Annotated in this window: 18 protein-coding genes and 1 tRNA gene; 14 read left to right on the plus strand and 5 right to left on the minus strand. The window is 57.7% G+C overall.

Annotation, left to right across the window (positions count from 1 at the left end; translation table 11 throughout):
• Positions 1–16: 16 nt before the first annotated feature.
• From ACR0JA_RS06305 to ACR0JA_RS06360, 12 genes are all read left to right on the plus strand, one after another.
• The gene (locus tag ACR0JA_RS06305) at positions 17–1039 is read left to right on the plus strand and encodes a carbohydrate ABC transporter permease (protein ID WP_480571573.1); all 1023 of its coding nucleotides are present in this window, start codon (positions 17–19) and stop codon (positions 1037–1039) included.
• A 1-nt stretch (position 1040) separates the two neighbouring features.
• A complete protein-coding gene (locus tag ACR0JA_RS06310) occupies positions 1041–2195 on the plus strand; it encodes a carbohydrate ABC transporter permease (protein ID WP_480571576.1) in 1155 nt (384 codons plus the stop codon).
• A 128-nt stretch (positions 2196–2323) separates the two neighbouring features.
• On the plus strand, positions 2324–2854 hold the full coding sequence (locus ACR0JA_RS06315) for an ester cyclase (RefSeq protein ID WP_480571579.1): 531 nt from the start codon (positions 2324–2326) through the stop codon (positions 2852–2854).
• Positions 2855–2864: 10 nt separating this feature from the next.
• The gene (hisD, locus tag ACR0JA_RS06320; RefSeq protein WP_480571582.1) at positions 2865–4196 is read left to right on the plus strand and encodes a histidinol dehydrogenase; all 1332 of its coding nucleotides are present in this window, start codon (positions 2865–2867) and stop codon (positions 4194–4196) included.
• A complete protein-coding gene (locus ACR0JA_RS06325; protein ID WP_480571585.1) occupies positions 4193–5245 on the plus strand; it encodes an ester cyclase in 1053 nt (350 codons plus the stop codon). Before hisD ends, ACR0JA_RS06325 begins: the two co-directional genes overlap by 4 nt.
• A complete protein-coding gene (locus ACR0JA_RS06330) occupies positions 5245–6009 on the plus strand; it encodes an SDR family NAD(P)-dependent oxidoreductase (RefSeq protein WP_480571588.1) in 765 nt (254 codons plus the stop codon). Before ACR0JA_RS06325 ends, ACR0JA_RS06330 begins: the two co-directional genes overlap by 1 nt.
• Complete coding sequence (locus tag ACR0JA_RS06335; RefSeq protein WP_480571590.1) at positions 6009–7052, plus strand: LacI family DNA-binding transcriptional regulator; 1044 nt, start codon at positions 6009–6011, stop codon at positions 7050–7052. Before ACR0JA_RS06330 ends, ACR0JA_RS06335 begins: the two co-directional genes overlap by 1 nt.
• The gene (locus ACR0JA_RS06340) at positions 7049–8038 is read left to right on the plus strand and encodes a nuclear transport factor 2 family protein (protein WP_480571592.1); all 990 of its coding nucleotides are present in this window, start codon (positions 7049–7051) and stop codon (positions 8036–8038) included. Before ACR0JA_RS06335 ends, ACR0JA_RS06340 begins: the two co-directional genes overlap by 4 nt.
• Before the next feature lie 152 nt (positions 8039–8190).
• Positions 8191–9150 (plus strand): cupin domain-containing protein, encoded by a 960-nt coding sequence (locus tag ACR0JA_RS06345; protein WP_480571595.1) that lies wholly within the window; start codon positions 8191–8193, stop codon positions 9148–9150.
• A 55-nt stretch (positions 9151–9205) separates the two neighbouring features.
• The gene (locus tag ACR0JA_RS06350; protein ID WP_480571598.1) at positions 9206–10330 is read left to right on the plus strand and encodes a cobalamin-independent methionine synthase II family protein; all 1125 of its coding nucleotides are present in this window, start codon (positions 9206–9208) and stop codon (positions 10328–10330) included.
• Entirely contained in the window at positions 10327–11022 is a 696-nt protein-coding gene (locus ACR0JA_RS06355) for an alpha/beta fold hydrolase (RefSeq protein ID WP_480571601.1), read from the plus strand. The genes ACR0JA_RS06350 and ACR0JA_RS06355 overlap by 4 nt, the downstream gene beginning before the upstream one ends.
• Positions 11019–11714: an RraA family protein gene (locus ACR0JA_RS06360; RefSeq protein WP_480571604.1), complete on the plus strand. Its 696-nt coding sequence runs from the start codon at positions 11019–11021 to the stop codon at positions 11712–11714. The genes ACR0JA_RS06355 and ACR0JA_RS06360 overlap by 4 nt, the downstream gene beginning before the upstream one ends.
• 153 nt (positions 11715–11867) lie before the next feature.
• On the opposite strand, the gene ACR0JA_RS06365 is transcribed toward ACR0JA_RS06360, so the two are convergent.
• Complete coding sequence (locus ACR0JA_RS06365) at positions 11868–13253, minus strand: hypothetical protein (RefSeq protein ID WP_480571607.1); 1386 nt, start codon at positions 13251–13253, stop codon at positions 11868–11870.
• A 1-nt stretch (position 13254) separates the two neighbouring features.
• Positions 13255–14544 (minus strand): M16 family metallopeptidase, encoded by a 1290-nt coding sequence (locus ACR0JA_RS06370; protein WP_480571610.1) that lies wholly within the window; start codon positions 14542–14544, stop codon positions 13255–13257.
• A 255-nt stretch (positions 14545–14799) separates the two neighbouring features.
• Here ACR0JA_RS06370 and ACR0JA_RS06375 point away from each other — a divergent pair, with 255 nt between their 5' ends.
• Positions 14800–15036: a hypothetical protein gene (locus ACR0JA_RS06375; RefSeq protein ID WP_480571613.1), complete on the plus strand. Its 237-nt coding sequence runs from the start codon at positions 14800–14802 to the stop codon at positions 15034–15036.
• Positions 15037–15365: 329 nt separating this feature from the next.
• Positions 15366–15442 (plus strand) — tRNA-Met (locus ACR0JA_RS06380).
• A 62-nt stretch (positions 15443–15504) separates the two neighbouring features.
• On the opposite strand, the gene ACR0JA_RS06385 is transcribed toward ACR0JA_RS06380, so the two are convergent.
• Genes ACR0JA_RS06385 through ACR0JA_RS06395 form a run of 3 tightly spaced genes read right to left on the minus strand, consistent with a single transcriptional unit; the run spans position 15505 to position 17554 of the window.
• Positions 15505–16305 carry an iron chelate uptake ABC transporter family permease subunit gene (locus ACR0JA_RS06385; RefSeq protein ID WP_480571615.1) on the minus strand — a complete coding sequence of 267 codons (801 nt, stop codon included), beginning with the start codon at positions 16303–16305 and terminating at the stop codon, positions 15505–15507.
• Positions 16305–17039, minus strand: a complete 735-nt coding sequence (locus ACR0JA_RS06390) for a metal ABC transporter ATP-binding protein (RefSeq protein WP_480571618.1) — start codon at positions 17037–17039, stop codon at positions 16305–16307. Before ACR0JA_RS06390 ends, ACR0JA_RS06385 begins: the two co-directional genes overlap by 1 nt.
• A 2-nt stretch (positions 17040–17041) precedes the next feature.
• Positions 17042–17554, minus strand: coding sequence for a Fur family transcriptional regulator (locus ACR0JA_RS06395; RefSeq protein WP_480571621.1), 513 nt, complete (start codon positions 17552–17554; stop codon positions 17042–17044).
• Positions 17555–17648: the final 94 nt, after the last annotated feature.

Raw genomic sequence — 17648 nt, forward strand, 5'->3', positions numbered from 1 at the left:
TGAGAAAGGCAGAGCCATGAATTTCCGGACATTTGCCGCCTTTGTCGGCCCCTCTGTCTTTATGATGCTTCTCTTCATCGCATTCCCGCTGGTCAGCGTGTTCAAGCAAAGCTTTTATGTCACTCAGCCGATCTATGAGACGGTCGAAAAGGAAACCTGTACTCCGGGATTTCTGACTCAGACCTGCGTGACCGAGCAGGTTTCGCAACCAAAGCTGGATGAGCATGGTGAGATCATCACCCAAACCGAATATGTCGGGTTGCAAAGCTATCGCAATGTACTGGAGCCGGAACGGGCGTGGCGCGCCATCAGCGATGGCAATTGGCAGGTGCTTTCGACGATCAACTTTTGGAAGGCGCTGCGGTTCACGCTGACTTTCACGCTGATCACTTTGCCACTGGTCGTCGGGTGCGGGCTTGGGATAGCAATCCTGATCAACAACGCCGCGCGATCGATCCGCGGGCCGGTGATCTTCGTCTCATTGCTGCCGTTCATCATCACACCTGTGATCGGTGTGCTGTCGATCAACTGGCTGTTCCGGGGCGACGGTATCCTCACTGCAATGATGGAATGGTGGCTGAACCGCGACATCGCTTTGTTTGCGCAGGCATGGACCATCGAGATCCTGATGATGCTTTACCGCGTCTGGCACGTCGCCCCATTCGCGGCGATCATCTTCTACGCCGGGCTGCAAACGGTCAATCAGGACAGCCTGGAAAGCGCAGTGATTGACGGGGCGACGCGTTGGCAGCGATTGAAGTACATCGTCATTCCGCACCTGATGCCCCTGATCATCTTTGTGGCGATGATCCACCTAATGGACAGCTATCGCGTCTTCGAAGAAATCGTCGGTTTCTCGAGCCAGGGTTATGTCATCTCGCTGCAATGGCTGACCTTCGATTACCTGACGCCGGATCAGGCGGGCAACAGGTCGATCAGCCGGGCATCGGCCAACTCGATGCTGACCATGATTGGTGTCGTCATCCTTCTTATCCTGCCTCTGCGCCGCACCTGGCGCGATCACAAAGGAGGTCACTGACATGTCCTCGCGCGCGCTTCGCCAACCTCTCAGCCTGCGACTGACCTCGAACATCTTTCTGGCGCTTTGGTGCCTGATCGCGGCGTTCCCGATTTTCTGGATCGTGGTGATGAGCTTCAAGTCACCGGTTGATGCCTTCGACAGCAATGCGTTGAACGTGATCTTTGGTCCGGCCACGCTGGGCGGTGGCAAGGGACTTTCGCTGCTGGATATCATCTTTGGCATCGCGGTAATCTGGGCCACGATTGTGATCTCAACAAAAATCCTGCCGTCGATGGTGAAATCTTACTCGAAGCCCGGGCAGGAATGGTTCGGGTGGGTCATCGGGGTGCTGGCTGTCCTGGTCGGATTTCTGCTGGTCTTCTTTGTTATTCTGCCTGCCATTCTGAGCGTGCTGAACCCGTGGTTTGGGCCGTTGGGACGGGACGTGCTGGGCCTGACCACCGAACATTACAAGACAGTCTGGATCGACCGGGGCTTTTCGAACAACTTCAAAAACTCGCTGATTGTCACAACAGGCGTGGTAACGGTTTCGCTGACAGTGGGTACGCTGGCGGGCTATGGCCTGGCGCGATCAGGATCGACACTGGCCTTCTGGATTTTGATCGTGGCGTTGGTTTTTCGCGCTTTGCCGCACTCGGTCCTGGTGGCGGGCTATCTGCCGGTCTTCATCAACTCAGCCGAATGGTTGGCTCCGATACTGGGCGAAAACGCGCCGACGCTTTACGGCAAACCCTTTGCGGTGATTGCTGTGCTCGTGGCCATCAACCAGCCCTTCACCATCTGGATGCTGCGGTCGTTCTTTCAGAACATCCCCGCCGAACTGGACGAGGCCGCCCGTGTCGACGGGTGCAGCCACTTCCAGGCGTTCCGCCGTGTGATCATGCCGGTGATGTGGCCGGGTGTAATCACCACAGGGCTGTTCAGCTTCCTGCTGGCCTATAACGACTTTCTGGTCACAGCGCTGTTGCTGGACGCGCAGAACCAGACCATGGTTCCCGCCATTGTCGGCATGTTCAATCGCGAGACGACGACAACCGATCAGGTGGTCGCCGTGGCCGCCGCCGTGTCGATCACCGCTCCGCTGATCTTCCTTGTGCTGATCTTCCAGCGCCAGATCGTCAGCGGCCTGACAGCCGGAGCGGTCAAAGGCTGATGAGCAACAATGCCCGACATAACGCCATGTCTCGCCATCCGGCGTTGAACAGGATGCCAAGGGACTTTCTGAGCATTGGGACGCGTTTCCCCAATCTCTTCCCTGGACAAACTGAAAGGACATGAAAAATGAAAGGTTCCCGCCCGGAACAAGCGGTTCTGACCCGTGACACGGATCTCAGCAAGACCGAAGACACGCGTCGTGTGATCGAAACCATGGTGGATGGACTGAACGACCACCGCATCGACGATATTGGTGAATTCTTCGCTGGCGGTTTTCGCTGGATGGGCAATCAGGGCTGCGGCACCAAAACCGGCCTGAAAGAGTTTCAGGACAACTGGCAACGCCCTTTTCAGGCTGCGTTTTCGGACAAGACCTGCATAGACGAGGCACGTCTTTACATGGGCGAATGGGCAGCCGCTTTTGGCCGTCAGGAAGCGACCCATTCGGGTGAGTTTCTGGGCATCGCCCCCACCGGCAAACGCGTCGAGATCCGGTACATGGACTTCTGGAAAGTCGTGGACGGCAAGATCGTCGACAACTGGGTGAATGTCGATTTTGCCCATGTTGCGGCTCAGCTGGGCGTGGACATTTTCAACGGCGAAGGCTGGGAAGCATTTGACCGGGGGGAAAAGACCCCGCCCCGGCCCGAGAACTGAGGATTTAAGAATGGCAATCGAGTATCTAAAACGCGGCAAATCTGACGCTGACCGGGCCGAGGATGACGCCAAAACCCGCGCTGTTGTCGAAGCGACCCTGAAAGATATCGAACTGCGTGGCGACACGGCTGTGCGTGAATTGAGCGAGAAGTTCGACAATTATTCTCCGGCGTCATTCCGGCTGTCTCAGGACGAGATTGATGGCTTGATTGGTCAGCTGACCGACCGGGAACTGGCCGACATCAAATTCGCGCAGGCACAGGTGCGCAATTTTGCGCAAGCCCAGCGCGATTCAATGTTGGACATTGAGGTGGAAACTCTGCCGGGTGTCATTCTGGGGCACAAGAACATCCCGGTGCAGTCGGTCGGCTGCTATGTTCCGGGCGGCAAGTTCCCGATGGTGGCCTCGGCGCATATGTCAGTGGCGACGGCCTCGGTCGCAGGTGTGCCACGGATCATTGCCTGCACTCCTCCGTTCAATGGCAAGCCGAACCCGGCGGTGATCGCTGCGATGCATTTGGGCGGCGCGCATGAGATCTATGTCATGGGCGGCATTCAGGCCATCGGCGCGATGGCGCTGGGCACTGAAACGATTGACCCTGTGCATATGCTGGTCGGTCCCGGCAACGCCTTTGTGGCCGAAGCAAAGCGGCAGCTGTTTGGCCGTGTCGGTATCGACCTGTTCGCTGGTCCGACCGAGACGATGGTCATCGCCGATGAGACCGCCGCAGATGCCGAGCTGTGCGCAACCGACCTGCTGGGACAGGCCGAGCATGGCTATAACAGCCCCTGCGTGCTGCTGACCAATTCGCGCAAACTGGCCGAAGAAACTCTGTCCGAGGTCGATCGTCTGCTGGGTATCCTGCCGACGGCAGGGACCGCGAAAGTGTCGTGGGAGGAATATGGCGAGGTGATCGTCTGCGACACCTATGATGAAATGCTGAAGGTGGCTGATGAGATCGCATCCGAGCATGTGCAAGTGATGACCGATCGCGATGACTGGTTCCTTGAAAACATGACCTGCTATGGCGCGCTGTTCCTTGGACCGCGCACAAATGTCTCGAATGGCGACAAGGTGATCGGAACCAACCATACGCTGCCGACCAAAAAGGCAGGGCGTTATACAGGCGGGCTGTGGGTCGGGAAATACCTGAAAACCCACAGCTATCAGAAGGTTCTGACTGACGAGGCAGCGACGCTGATCGGAGAATACGGCTCTCGTCTGTGTTTGCTGGAAGGTTTTGTGGGGCACGCCGAACAGTGCAACGTCCGAGTGCGTCGCTACGGTGGCATCAATGTACCCTATGGCGCGCCGGCCCCATTCCGAGATGCTGCGGAATGAGCGACCCGCACACCCAGCATAAAGCGCTGATCGCACCGCTCAGGGCAGCGATGTACGATTTCTCCGAGGCCGGTGTCCGCAAGGCGCTGGCCGAGGTTTCGGACAGCGAGGCCCTGTTCCGCCTCTGCCATCCGTTTGGGAACAGCGTCGGTAGTGAAGCATTTTATGACTGTGCCTATAAAGGTCTGTTGGACGCCTGGCCCGACCTCGAACGGCGCGACTATATCGTCATGGCCGGTCCGGATGAACAGGGTGCGGATTGGGTCGGCTGTGGTGGCTACTACACCGGGACATTCACCGGCCCTTGGCTGGGTATTCCGCCGACCGGACATCAGGTCACCATGCGGTTCCACGAATTCTATCGGTTCCAGGACGGTAAGGTTGTCGAGTTTCAGGCACTTTGGGATATTCCCGAGGTGATGATGCAGGCAGGTGCCTGGCCGATGGCGCCCAGTCTTGGCCGGGAATGGCATGTGCCGGGTCCAGCGACGCATGACGGGTTCGTGCCCGGACCTTATGATGCGGCCAAAGGCAAAGAGACATGCCAGCACATCATCGACATGCTGGAATATCTCAAGAAACACCCCTCTCAGGGTGGTCCCGATGTGATGGAGATGGAGCGCTTCTGGCATCCGCGTATGAACTGGTATGGCCCTTCAGGCATCGGCACCGGGCGCGGCTATGCGGGGTTCCGAAACTGGCACCAGATCCCATTCCTGAACGGTATGCCAGATCGTGGCCAATATGTGGACGAGATCACCTACCATTTCTTTGGCGATGGCGAATACGCGGCCGTGACGGGGTGGCCGAACATGATCCAGACCGTCACCCATGATGGCTGGCTGGGCATCGCGCCCTCAGGCAAAAAGATCACCATGCGCAGCCTCGATTTTTGGCGGCTGGAAAACGGGCGCATCCGGGAAAACTGGGTTCTGGTCGATTTGCTGGACGCTTATGCGCAGCTTGGCGTTGACGTTTTTGCTCGTCTGCGGGAATTCAACAAAGCCCGGAATATGGGCCGCATTGAAATACCGGATGGAATGAGCTGATGACAAACCTGCCCCGCACGCCTTCGTTTTCCCTGAACGGCAGGACCGCCCTTGTGACCGGAGCGTCCTCGGGTATCGGGCAGGGCTGTGCGGTGGCTTTGGCCGAGGCCGGTGCGCATGTGGTCTGCGCGGCCCGGGGCGCGGAGCGGTTGAATGAAACCGTCGCCGCCTTGCAGGCGCAGGGATGGTCAGCCGAGGCTCTGGTTTTGGACCAGGGCGATCTGAGTGTTCTGAGGACCCTGTTCGAAACTCGCAGTTTCGAGGTGGTTGTGAACTCTGCCGGTCTGGCGCGGCATAGCCCTGCGGTCGAGACAACATCCGAAGACTTTGACGCAGTATTCAACGTCAACCTGCGGTCTGCGTATTTCCTGTCATCCTATGCGGCCAAGGCTTTGATGACGGCTGGCAAGCGGGGTTCGATCATCCATATTTCCAGCCAGATGGGGCATGTGGGCGGGATCGACCGCGCGGTTTACTGCGCAACCAAACACGGGCTTGAAGGCATGGTCAAAGCCATGGCAGTCGAATGGGGCAAGCAGGGTATCCGGATCAACACGGTCTGCCCGACCTTCATCCGAACGCCGTTGACCCAATCCACTTTCGACAACCCCGACCGCGCCGCATGGATCATGGAAAAGATCAAGCTGGACCGGGTGGGAGAAGTCGAAGACATCATGGGCGCGGTCGCTTATCTGGCCTCGGATGCCTCGGCGCTGGTCACAGGCACGTCGATGTTGATTGACGGGGGGTGGACGGCGGATTGATGGCTGAGAAGGTAACATCACTCCAGGTCGCCCAGCTTGCCGGGGTCAGCCAGTCCGCTGTAAGCCGGGTGTTCACGCCCGGTGCATCGGTCAGCAAGAAGACCGAAGAAAAAGTGCGAAAGGCCGCCGCTGAACTTGGCTATCGTCCCAATGTTCTGGCGCGTGCGATGGTGTCGGGCAAAAGCCGCATCATTGGTTTGGTGGTGGCCTATTTGGACAATTATTTTTATCCCGAAGCGCTTGAGAAACTGTCAAATGCGTTGCAGGAGCAGGGCTATCACGTCCTGATCTTCATGGCGTCCAGAACCGCCGGAAATATAGACGACGTGATGGAGGAAATCCTCGACTACCAGGTCGATGGCGTCATTCTGGCCTCGGTTGCGATGTCATCGGATATTGCGACACGGTGCCAGCAAGCCGGTGTGCCGGTGGTTCTGTTCAACCGCAGTCAGGATATCGACGGGATCACCTCGGTGACGTCAGACAACTATGCGGGCGGTCGCAAGGTGGCCGAGTTCTTCGTAGCTGCGGGGCACAGCCGCATCGCCTATATCGCCGGATGGCAAGGTGCTTCCACACAACGCGATCGCGAGGCCGGATTCCGCGCCGCTCTCAATGATGCGGGACAGGAACTGTACGCCTATGAAATCGGCGAGTTCCTGACAGAAGACGCTCGACTGGCCGCGCGCCGGATGTTTGAGGTCGAGCCGAAAAAAAGGCCCGATGCCGTCTTCGTCGCCAATGATCACATGGCCCTTGCCGTGATGGACGTCATCCGGTTCGAACTGGGCCTTTGCGTGCCCGAGGATGTATCTGTTGTCGGATATGACGACGTCCCGCAGGCGGGTTGGCTTGCCTATAACCTCACCACCATCCGTCAGCGGGCCAATCTTATGGTTGCCGAAACCGTTGACGCCCTATTGGATCATATCGAAAACCCAACAGCCGCGCGCGCGCGCAAGGTCGCGATCGATGGGCCGCTGATTGTGCGCACATCGGCACTATTGCCCAAAGGCTGGACCCCTCAAAGGATGAATACATGAAAGGCTTTGATCCCAAGTTCCGGGATTTTCCCGACTATATCATCGGTATCACCAAAGAGATTTGGGAAGACCGGGGTATCGCGACGCTGCACGCCTATTACAGCGAAGATATCGTTGTGCGCTCGCCCGGTTCGGTCGTTCTGGGCAATCAGAATGTGATCGGTGCGACCATGGCGACGCTGGCCGAGTTTCCCGACCGGCAGTTGCTGGGTGAGGACGTGATCTGGTCGGGCACTCCGGAAGAGGGGATGCTAAGCTCGCACCGCATCATTTCCACAGCTACGCATCTGGCCGAGGGCGTCTATGGCAAACCCACGGGAACCAAATTGCGCTATCGGATTCTGGCCGACTGCCACGCGATTGACAATCAGATCAATGATGAATGGCTCATTCGCGACCAGGGGGCGATCGTGCGGCAGATGGGGTGGGACCCAAAGGAATATGCCGCGGATCTGATAGCCCGCGAAGGTGGCCCGGCGAGCTGCGTCAAGCCTTTGACCCCAGAAAATGATCAGCCCGGCCCGTATAAGGGCAGGGGGAATGACAATGAATGGGGGCAGCGCTATGCCGACATCCTGACCCGGATCATGAACGCCAATATGGGAGTGATCGAGGCCGAGTATGATCGCGCCGCGCAGTCGGAATATGTGGGTGGTGTGACCGGTCACGGATGGGACCCGGTCGATCGGTTCTGGATGGGATTGCGCGCAAGTTTCCCCAATGCCGAATTCAAGATCGAGCACCAGATCGGTCGTGACGACCCGTCGATGCCACCGCGTGCCGCAATTCGCTGGAGCCTGTGGGGCAAGCATGACGGCTGGGGTGCCTTTGGCGCACCAACCGGTGCGCAGGTCTATGTTCTGGGTATCAGCCATGCAGAATTTGGCGCGTTGATTGCTGGCCAGCCGCAGTTGCGCCGTGAATATACACTGTTCGATGAAACCTCGGTCTGGAAGCAGATCTTGTTGCAGAGCGGGGAGATCTGAGTGACCGAGAATGTGCCTGCACTCAACTCCAGCGCAGCGGCGCGGCGCTTTCATGCGCATCGCGCCTCACTGCGTGCGCGACGATTGAACAACCGACCTCCCGGGGGCGGGGATTGATCCCATCATCCCCCCAAACCCAAGGAGACCCAGTCATGAGCACCATCCAACAACGCATCGTTCGCTATGGCGAGCTGAAACCCTGCAAAACCGCCTTTATCGACGCCCACACTCCGGGCAGCGATCAGAAAGAGAACTTTACGATCGTCGGCGGCGGCGTGTCGGAATCTCCCGATCAGCATGTCCATATCACCGACAAGATCGGGTTCAACATCGGCGCAGCGGGCCAGCCGCCGAAATGCCGCAACTCATTGCACAGCCACACAACAGCCGAGGTTTTCTTTGTCGCCAAAGGCCGTTGGCGTTTCTTCTGGGGCCGCTATGGAACGGCAGGCGAGTTCATCGCCGAAGAAGGCGACATATTTAACATCCCAACCGGTATTTTCCGTGGTTTTGAGAATGTCGGCCAGGACTATGGAATGATCATGTCGATCCTGGGTGGCGATGATGCTGGTGGTGGTGTCACCTGGGCGCCTCAGGTGATCGAAGACGCGCAGGCGCATGGTCTGATGCTGGGCGACAATGGTGTGTTGTACGATTCCAAAAAAGGCCAGGAATTGCCCCATAACGTGCGTCCCATGCCCGTGCTGAGCGAAGAGCAACTGAAAGACTATCCCGAAGTGCCGGTCGAGGATGTGGTTGGCAAATATGTGGCGCGCTACTGGGATCTGATGGCCTTGTCGGCGAACAAACCAGCCCTGGTGATTGGCGAGCATGGTCTGATCAGGGACAAACCGGGGTTTGAGGTCGATTTCCTTGGGCGGGGATCCAGCATGACCGACGCCGTGCAGGCCGAAAGACCCGTTGTACTGATGCCCGCCAGCGGTCACTGGTTTGTCTCGATTGACGGGCACGAGACCACTTTGTCCAATGGCGACACCGCGGTGGTTCTGCCCGGTGAAACCTACAGCGCACAACCCTCGATGACCGGGCAGGCGGGCCTTTACAGGATCACCGCAACCGACGATCCGGCCGGCGCAACCTGGACCGGATGAAAGTGGGCCCGATAGAATTCCATACCAATGGCACGAAAGACATAAGGAGGCCACTATGACCGTCAAAACCACACATGTCGGGTCATTGCCCCGGACACAAAAGGTCGTGGATTTCATCTTTGCCCGCGAAAGTGGAACGCCTTACGAGACCGACGCCTTTGATGCCTGCATGACAGACGCAGTATCCGAGACTGTGCGCAAACAGGTCGAGGCCGGAATCGATATTGTCAGCGACGGTGAGACCTCCAAGATCTCTTACGCAACCTACGTCAAAGATCGCTATACCGGATTTTCCGGCGACAGTCCGCGCAATGCACCCGCGGATCTGAAGATGTTTCCGGGTTTCCTGCAGCGTCTTGCCGATGACGGCGGTACGCCGCAATACGCGCGTCCCATGTGCACTGGCGAAGTGCGCTCGAAGGGGCAGGGAGAGCTGGAAAAGGACATTGCCAACCTCAAGGCCGCGATGGCGCAGCACGGGGCCGAACGGGGGTTCATGAATGCAGCTTCGCCGGGCGTGATCTCGCTGTTTTTGCAGAACGACTTTTATTCGACGCGTGAGGCGTATCTGGCCGCATTGGCTGATGCGATGAAAGAAGAATACGAAACCATCGTGGCCGCTGGTCTGGATCTGCAACTGGATTGTCCTGATCTGGCCTTGTCGCGTCATATGCTGTTCACCGATTTGTCGGACGACGAGTTTGTCAAAATCGCCGACATGCATGTCGAGGCCCTGAACCACGCGCTTCAGAATGTCCCGCAGGACCGGGTGCGGGTTCATATTTGCTGGGGGAATTACGAAGGGCCACATTGCTGCGACATCGCAATGGACAAGGTTTTCAGTACCCTGATGGCGACCAAGTCGCGCTATGTGCTGTTCGAAACCTCGAACCCGCGCCATGCCCATGAATGGACGGTGTTTCGTGACCGCAAAGCTGAAATTCCTGATGACAAGGTGCTGGTCCCCGGGGTGGTTGATACCACCACCAATTTCGTCGAGCACCCCGAGCTTGTGGCCCAGCGGATTGATCGGTTTGCCGGGATCGTCGGAGCCGATCGGGTGATCGCGGGCAGCGATTGCGGCTTTGGAACCTTTGCGGGCTTTGGCGCCGTGGACCCTCAGATTGCCTACGCCAAGCTGGCGACGCTGTCCGAGGGGGCAAAACTGGCCTCATCATGACGCCGCTGATCTTCTTGCCCGGCATGATGTGTGATGCACGTTTGTTTGGTCCTCAGATCGAAGCCTTGTCTGGCAGGATGCCCATCACGACCTTTCCGTTGAACCAGCACGATACCGTCGAGGCCATGGCTGCGGAAGTATTGTACAACGCCCCGCCGGACTTTGCCCTGGCAGGCCTGTCGATGGGGGGGATTGTGGCGATGGAGGTGCTGCGTCAGGCGCCCAACCGTGTGACGCGCCTTGCGCTGCTCGACACAAACCCGTTGGCTGAGACGCCCGAGGTGAAAGCCCGGCGTGCGCCCCAGATGGCGGCGGTGCGCGACGGGCATCTTTGGCAGGTGATGCGGGACGAAATGAAGCCCAATTATCTGGCTTACGGTCCCCGCCAGGGTGCGATCCTGGATTTGTGCATGGCGATGGCGACAGATTTGGGGCCGGAGGTCTTCCTGCGGCAGTCCCAAGCCTTGATGAGCCGCCCCGACCAACGCGGCGTCCTTACGACCTATTCCGGCAAGGCATTGGTTTTGTGCGGACGAGAGGACGGGTTGTGCCCTGTCGAGCGGCATCAGCTGATGCACGATCTGCTGCCAAACAGTACTTTGCAAGTAATCGAGGGGGCTGGCCACATGCCCACGCTGGAACAACCAAATGAAACGACAGCGGCGCTGATCCGCTGGCTGGAGGACACATGACACCGTGCCTATTATCCCTTCTCCGCAAGGTCGACACTCCAACTGTCTGCAACGCCATAGAAGTGGCGCAGGGCAAACGCGGGTTCAACAGGTTTACCCGCGGCACCATGCTGTGCTCTGCCCCCGACGAGCCCGCTTTGGTCGGCTTTGCCCGTACCGCCAAGATTGCGGCGATCAACCCGCCGTCCGAGCCTGCGGATGTCATCAAAACCCGCCGCATGGCGTATTACAAATACATGGCCGACGCGCCCCGGCCTTCGGTCGCGGTGATCGAGGACCTGGATTACCCCGATTGTATCGGCGCTTATTGGGGCGAGATCAACACGACGGTCCACAAAGGATTTGGTGTTTCCGGTGTCGTAACCAACGGGGTGATGCGCGATCTTGGGGACCTACCCGATAGGTTTCCGGTCGTCGCCGGTTCAATCGGACCAAGCCACGGTTTTGTCCACATTCGCGAGATTGACACAGAGGTTTCGGTATTTGGCTTGACGGTCAAACCGGGAGAATTGGTCCATGCCGACCGCCACGGCGCGTTGATCGTGCCGGATGACGTTGTCGACCAACTGGAAGCCGCAATCCACAAGCTGCTGACGACCGAGCGCATTGTCCTTGAGGCAGCCACCAAGCCTGATTTTGACTTTGACGCATTCGAAACCGCATGGGCAGCCTTTGAAAAGGCAAGGGTCTGATTGCCGTTGGCTAAAAAAATTAGCGGTTTCGTGGTCCCATTCGCTCGGCCCGCGCTTGGCGTATGCACCAAAGAATTCGCGCAACACAGGGCGCAGACCAACGCATCCTTTGCTTTGGTCGATCAAGCCTTTCTGTCGCGCACAAACCCCGGCTCAATTCTGAGCATTTGAAAGCGCGTCGAGACAAAAGCTGAGCGGTGCGTTTTTCGGCTGCGCGCAATACCCATTCGATTTCAAGTCATCTGTCGGGCCTTCACCGCCGCCGATCAGCACCAGAAGAAAATCGTCCAATGGCGGTAAGTGCCTTCCCGAGTTTGCGGCGATCTCAACCGGAGACGCCGTTTCGGCCGCCTCGAAAAGCGGAAAGTTGAACGCGCCACCAACGCCTTTGGGGTATTCGAACAAATATTGCTGTGCCCCCCAGACAGGATCGCTGAAGAAGTCCCCATAATACGCCCTGTTCAAACGGTCCAATTGAATCTCCAAACCCCGTTGATCGACGTTTCCGGCGCGCGCAGTCTTATAAATTTCGGCAATTTTGTCATAGATTTCGGGCCATTTCAGCGCTTCTACGGTCGCGCTCAGCGAAATGATCGCTTTGTTCTTTCTCAAGACAATGAAATCCGAGCGCGGATCGTAGGCGGCGCGCATTTCCTGCCGAATGATCTCGAACATTTCAGAACCCTGATTGGCGCCAACATAATCGACCAATAAATGTGTACCGATCTGGGCCTTCTCGTCGTCGAATTCCTGGGCCTTTACCAGCAAGATCAGCATCTCGGTCGAGCTGGGATCGGCAAAATGAATGGTGCCTGTCGGCAGCGCCAAGGGCTTGGCGCCGGTGCCGGTCAAAGTTTCGGCCCAATCAGAAAATGGAAGTTTCCAGGCGGTTCGTGCGTTCGGCAGCTTTTCAATCAGACGCTCGGTCCGGCGTTCGACCTCCGGATCACCCGATCGCAGGATCGCCTGTTTCGGACGGCCAAATCGAAAGACGCCATCGGTGCCGTCGATTTCCGCGTCATCCGGTTCATAGGTCAGAAAATCAGCGACCTCGTACAGCACATCTTCGGGCCGTCTGGTGACGATTGATTTGACAGGGCTGAGCCTTTGAAGCGCCCGCGCGTACCAGCCGCTTGAGTATTCCGGTTCAAGCAGCAGGTTCTCAAGGTGGATCAGAGTTTCGGGAAAAACACCTTCTGGTGCCGAAACTGTAAGCATCAAATGTCGGTCGCTAATACTGACGTTCTGCGTGACGCCTTTCAGCTCTAGGAACTCAAAAACTTTGGTAGGTGATCGGCTCGATGTGCCGCCGAAGGCCACACTCAAAAGACCCGCTTGTAACGCAGCCACCCGGTCTTTCGTCGGGTGATTGATTTCCCATGCCAATGTTATTGCAGAAATGCCGGTGCGAAGTGGTTCGAGGTAGATGATCTTGGTTTCGCCACCTGTCGCGATCAGCTCGGCGTCTGCCTGCTGTACTGGCAAAAGGCACGTAACTGCCAATAGTGCGGAGAGTATCTTACCTTTAAACGCCTGCATTTTATTCTACTTTTTGGGCCAACACGACGGAAGTGGCGGATGGCTTCATGACTGTTTCCGCGAATTCGATGACGTCCTGATCTGTGGTATTGCTCAGGATCTTAGCAAAGACCGAGGGGCTGATTGGCGGGAAACCGTCGGCGGCCACATTCTTCAGGAACCACAAGAAAGCCGTCGGTCGCCGCGCCGAGTTCTGAGCCCAGACCACATCTTTCTGGCGCGCCTTGTTGATCTCTTTTTTGCTGATCGGTTCGTTCAGCAAGTTAGCCAACGTTGCCTTTAAGCTGTCATGCGCCTCGTCCAAGCTGAAACCGGGCATGAGTTGCATATCTATGGTCAGTTCCAGATCGGCATTTTTGGCAAAATACCATTCTGCGTTGACGTCAAGAAATCGTTCGTCTTCAAAATACAAGGCCCGGGAAATCCGGTTCCCCAAGACCGTGGTGGTAATGAAAAAAGCCCCCTGCATGTCGATGCTGGTTGTCCGGTCCGCGAAATCCACGAATTTCGCAAACTGCACCATCTCTTGCGCCAATCTGTCAGATTCAATGCGTTCGACAGCTCTGAGTGAGGGATCCGGTTTCCGGTCCAGCCATGGCTTTGCAGGGGCTTCGGACGGTTTGGTGTCGCCAAAATAGCGCGCAACAAGTTGGGCCGCCGCATCCGGCTCGATCTTACCCGACACGATCAAGGTGACATTTGAGGGCGCGTAGTGCTGTTTGTGAAATTGATACGCCTTATCAAGGCTTAGTTTCGGAAGGTCTTCGATCGTATTGTCTGCGCGACCGCGCAGCGTGCCATAGAGGTTTTGCAACGCAATTCTTCTCAGCCAGAGATACGGAGACTGCCGTTCACGGAGCAACGTTTCGCGCTGCACGATGTCAATTTCGCTTTCCGCGAAGCCATCTGGCAGTTTCGGCGTGTCCAAAACTGCCCGAGACAGCCGCAACATCATTTCAATGTCGGAAGGTGCGCCAGAATTTGTGTAGACCGTCGACACATTGTTGGTCGTCGCATAGATATCGCGCTGCCGCGGCCTTCTGAGCACGGTGGCATCCGCCGAAAACGCGGCCAGATGTTCTGCCAGATGCGCCGTTCCGGACGGTTCTGGATCATCATATGACCCCGAGAGAACGATAAGCTGCACGTCTACGCGGTCAAAGTCGTCTCTTGGTACAACATAAGCCGCATAAAGCCCGCCTTTGTCCGAAAGCGGGATGATGTCCTGCGCAAGCGCCGTCGCGCCGAGTTGCATGAAAAATAGCGAAAGAAATATGCCGATTACGCGCATCGTTAGCCTTTGAAACATGTCACTTGGACAAAATGAAAACTGCCTTGGGGCATCATTGGAAAGTGAATTTGGATTGCAAAAATGCTTGTCGGACATGAGTTGCCTTTTCAAGTGGTCAATTCAAGGCACACCATTATGTTGCCGGCTTGAGATCAAAAAGCACCAGCACCTGCCACCTTTTTTTCCGGCGCGTTGGGACTACGCGCAAACCTCTACATTGCTTATGCGCGCGACAATCTCAATCAGGCGATCGATTTGGCCAGTTCCTACATCGAGCGTCCCGGTCCGTCTGGCGCCGCGACTGACGCCCATCTTTTCAACGCTGCTGCACTGGCCCGGACCAGAAGCTTTGACGAAGCGGATGCGGAAATCCGCGCCACGCTTGAGGTCAACCCGATCGCGCGCCGCAGCCTGCGCTATGGCATCATGCTGGTACTGGGAAAAAAATGGATCCGCGACCGAGCGGTCCGAGGCGGTGTTTTTCACGATTGATGCAAATTATGTCCTCAGCGATTCATTCGATGAATTTTACGCCCAGCTGCGCGAGTAGTCACGCAAACTGACCCGCTATTCCGACCGCGATGATCCCAAACCACAGTCATTTCGATGTGTCCGATCAGATAGGTCGCTTTGCCCAGCCCAGCGCCTCCAACGCTCTGTGCTGAGTGACGGAAAGCAAATTGCAGATCGCGGCGCTGGGATCAGGGCGGTCGCAATGTGTACGGAAACCGGTCGCGCATTCAGGGCATTTTCTTATCCTCAAAACTGCGCTTTTCCTCTTGACCGCCTGCGCCCCCTCGCTTACATCGCCTCTCACTCATGGCGGAGTAGCTCAGTTGGTTAGAGCAGCGGAATCATAATCCGCGTGTCGGGGGTTCAAGTCCCTCCTCCGCTACCAAAATCCCAAGAGTTTTGACAATGTTTTGCGGCAAAGGTCGATGCTTTGCCCGTCGTTTCAGATCAGTGCGACTTGCGCCTGGAATACGCGCCCACAATGCTGAAACAAGCAAAAATGATTGCCGCGACGCAGACTATGGACGGGCCCGCCGGAGTGTCCAGGACATAGGCGGCTCGCAGGCCGGTAAGCGCCGACGTCGCGCCGATCAGTGCTGCAATCAGAGCCATCGATTCGGGGGACCGCGCCAGGCTGCGCGCTGCGGCGGCCGGGATGATCAGCATGGCCGCAATCAGCAGGACGCCCACGACCTTGATCGCGACGGCCACGGTCACAGACAGGGCCAGGGTCAGGATCAGTTGTTCGCGTTTTGGGTTGAAGCCACTGGCGTAAGCCAGTTCCTCATTCAGCGTTGCTGTCAACAGTTCCGACCAGCGCCAGGCGATCAGAGTGACGACAAGGGCCGCACCCCCCCAGATGACCAACAGGTCCGAGCGGGACACCGCCAGAATGTCACCAAACAGATAGGCCATCAGATCGATGCGGACGCCGGACAGAAACGAGACTGCCACAAGGCCAAAGGCGAGGGCGGAATGGGCCAGAACACCCAGCAGCGTGTCCATCGCGTATCCGCGCCCGGACAAAAAGGTCACGGTCAGGGCCATGATCAACGCAACGGCCAGAGCTCCGGCAAAGATCGACATCTGAAATGTCAGCGACAAAGCGATGCCCAGAATCGCTGCGTGCGCTGTGGCGTCCCCGAAATACGCCATGCGGCGCCATACGACAAAACACCCAAGCGGTGCCGCTGCAAAGGCCACGCCGATACCGGCCAGCGTTGCCCGGGTCATGAAATCGTCAAGCATTACTCTGCCGCTTCTTTTGAATGGTCGTGGTGGTCGTGGTCATGATCGTGCCGGTACAGAGCCAGCGCCCCACCGGTTCCGGTACCGAACAATGCCCGGTATTCCGGTGCCGAGGCCACAACCGCAGGTGAGCCCTCGCAACAGACATGGCCGTTCAGGCAGATCACGCGGTCAGACGCGCTCATGACCACGTGCAGTTCGTGACTGATCATCAGGATGGCACATTGGGTTTCTGCCCGTACGGCCTCGATCTGGTGATAAAAGGCGGCCGAACCGGGTTGGTCCAGCCCTTGAGTCGCCTCATCCAGCAGCAGGATTTCGGGCTTGTTGATCAGCGCCCGCGCCAAAAGCACTCGCTGGAACTGGCCACCGGACAATTGTGACATCTGCCGCTTGGTCAAATCCGGTACTCCGGCGGCTTTCAGCGCCTCCGCGCAGTCGTGCCGCGACACGCGGCTGGTCAGTCGCATGAAACGTTCGACGGAAATCGGCAAGGTCGGATCGATATGCAGCTTTTGCGGGACATATCCGATCCGTAGCCCCGGCTTGCGGATCACACGCCCGGCCGAGGGCTGGGTCGCGCCGATGATGGCGCGCAACAGGCTGGTTTTGCCCGACCCGTTGGGCCCGACAATTGTCACGATCTCACCGGCTTCGACGGTCATATGCACATGGCGCAGAACGGTGTTGGCACCGTAGCGCATACCGAGGTCTTCGACAGTTACAAGGGTCATGTCTACGCCTTAGCAGAGCAATCGGGGCAAATGCCTTCGGCCTCGACCACGGTCCGCTCAATTTCAAATCCCACCGCGCGGGCGGCAGCGCCAAGCGCGCCTTTGGCCGGCGTTGATTGTGCTTCGGCGACAGCGTCACACACACGACAGATCATGAAGGCGGGGGAATGCGCGGCACCCGGGTTGGCGCAGGCGACAAAGGCGTTCAGGCGCTCGATCTTGTGCACAAAGCCGTTTGCAACCAGAAAATCGAGTGCGCGGTATGCGACGGGTGGCTGCGAGCCAAAGCCCTCGGCGCGAAGGCGGTCCAGAATCGCATAGGCCCCAAGCGCGCGATGTTCCTGAAGCAACATCTCAAGCACCTTGCGCCGAACCGGTGTCAGGCGCAGCCCCTCCTGTTTGCACCGCGTTTCAGCGGTGCGGAGTGCAGTTTCGACACAGGATCCATGATCGTGGTCCGTGAACCCGACGGGTGCGTTTTCAGCCGATGTCTCTGTTGGTGCTTGTCTTGTCATGCCAGCTCTTATCAAGTGCGCAACTCACAATGTTATAAAATCACACAGTGGTCCAGATGTCCAGAAAGCTGCCGCCTGTTTCGGCTGCTGCCGC

Source organism: Ruegeria sp. AM4, from assembly GCF_056540665.1.

Coding starts and splice junctions, on each gene's coding strand:
- ACR0JA_RS06395 (WP_480571621.1), bottom strand. CDS start 17,554: ATGACAAGACAAGCACCAACAGAGACATCGGCTGAAAACGCACCCGTC.
- ACR0JA_RS06345 (WP_480571595.1), top strand. CDS start 8,191: ATGAGCACCATCCAACAACGCATCGTTCGCTATGGCGAGCTGAAACCC.
- ACR0JA_RS06330 (WP_480571588.1), top strand. CDS start 5,245: ATGACAAACCTGCCCCGCACGCCTTCGTTTTCCCTGAACGGCAGGACC.
- ACR0JA_RS06335 (WP_480571590.1), top strand. CDS start 6,009: ATGGCTGAGAAGGTAACATCACTCCAGGTCGCCCAGCTTGCCGGGGTC.
- ACR0JA_RS06390 (WP_480571618.1), bottom strand. CDS start 17,039: ATGACCCTTGTAACTGTCGAAGACCTCGGTATGCGCTACGGTGCCAAC.
- ACR0JA_RS06370 (WP_480571610.1), bottom strand. CDS start 14,544: ATGCGCGTAATCGGCATATTTCTTTCGCTATTTTTCATGCAACTCGGC.
- ACR0JA_RS06340 (WP_480571592.1), top strand. CDS start 7,049: ATGAAAGGCTTTGATCCCAAGTTCCGGGATTTTCCCGACTATATCATC.
- ACR0JA_RS06315 (WP_480571579.1), top strand. CDS start 2,324: ATGAAAGGTTCCCGCCCGGAACAAGCGGTTCTGACCCGTGACACGGAT.
- hisD (WP_480571582.1), top strand. CDS start 2,865: ATGGCAATCGAGTATCTAAAACGCGGCAAATCTGACGCTGACCGGGCC.
- ACR0JA_RS06360 (WP_480571604.1), top strand. CDS start 11,019: ATGACACCGTGCCTATTATCCCTTCTCCGCAAGGTCGACACTCCAACT.
- ACR0JA_RS06365 (WP_480571607.1), bottom strand. CDS start 13,253: ATGCAGGCGTTTAAAGGTAAGATACTCTCCGCACTATTGGCAGTTACG.
- ACR0JA_RS06325 (WP_480571585.1), top strand. CDS start 4,193: ATGAGCGACCCGCACACCCAGCATAAAGCGCTGATCGCACCGCTCAGG.
- ACR0JA_RS06355 (WP_480571601.1), top strand. CDS start 10,327: ATGACGCCGCTGATCTTCTTGCCCGGCATGATGTGTGATGCACGTTTG.
- ACR0JA_RS06385 (WP_480571615.1), bottom strand. CDS start 16,305: ATGCTTGACGATTTCATGACCCGGGCAACGCTGGCCGGTATCGGCGTG.
- ACR0JA_RS06310 (WP_480571576.1), top strand. CDS start 1,041: ATGTCCTCGCGCGCGCTTCGCCAACCTCTCAGCCTGCGACTGACCTCG.
- ACR0JA_RS06350 (WP_480571598.1), top strand. CDS start 9,206: ATGACCGTCAAAACCACACATGTCGGGTCATTGCCCCGGACACAAAAG.
- ACR0JA_RS06305 (WP_480571573.1), top strand. CDS start 17: ATGAATTTCCGGACATTTGCCGCCTTTGTCGGCCCCTCTGTCTTTATG.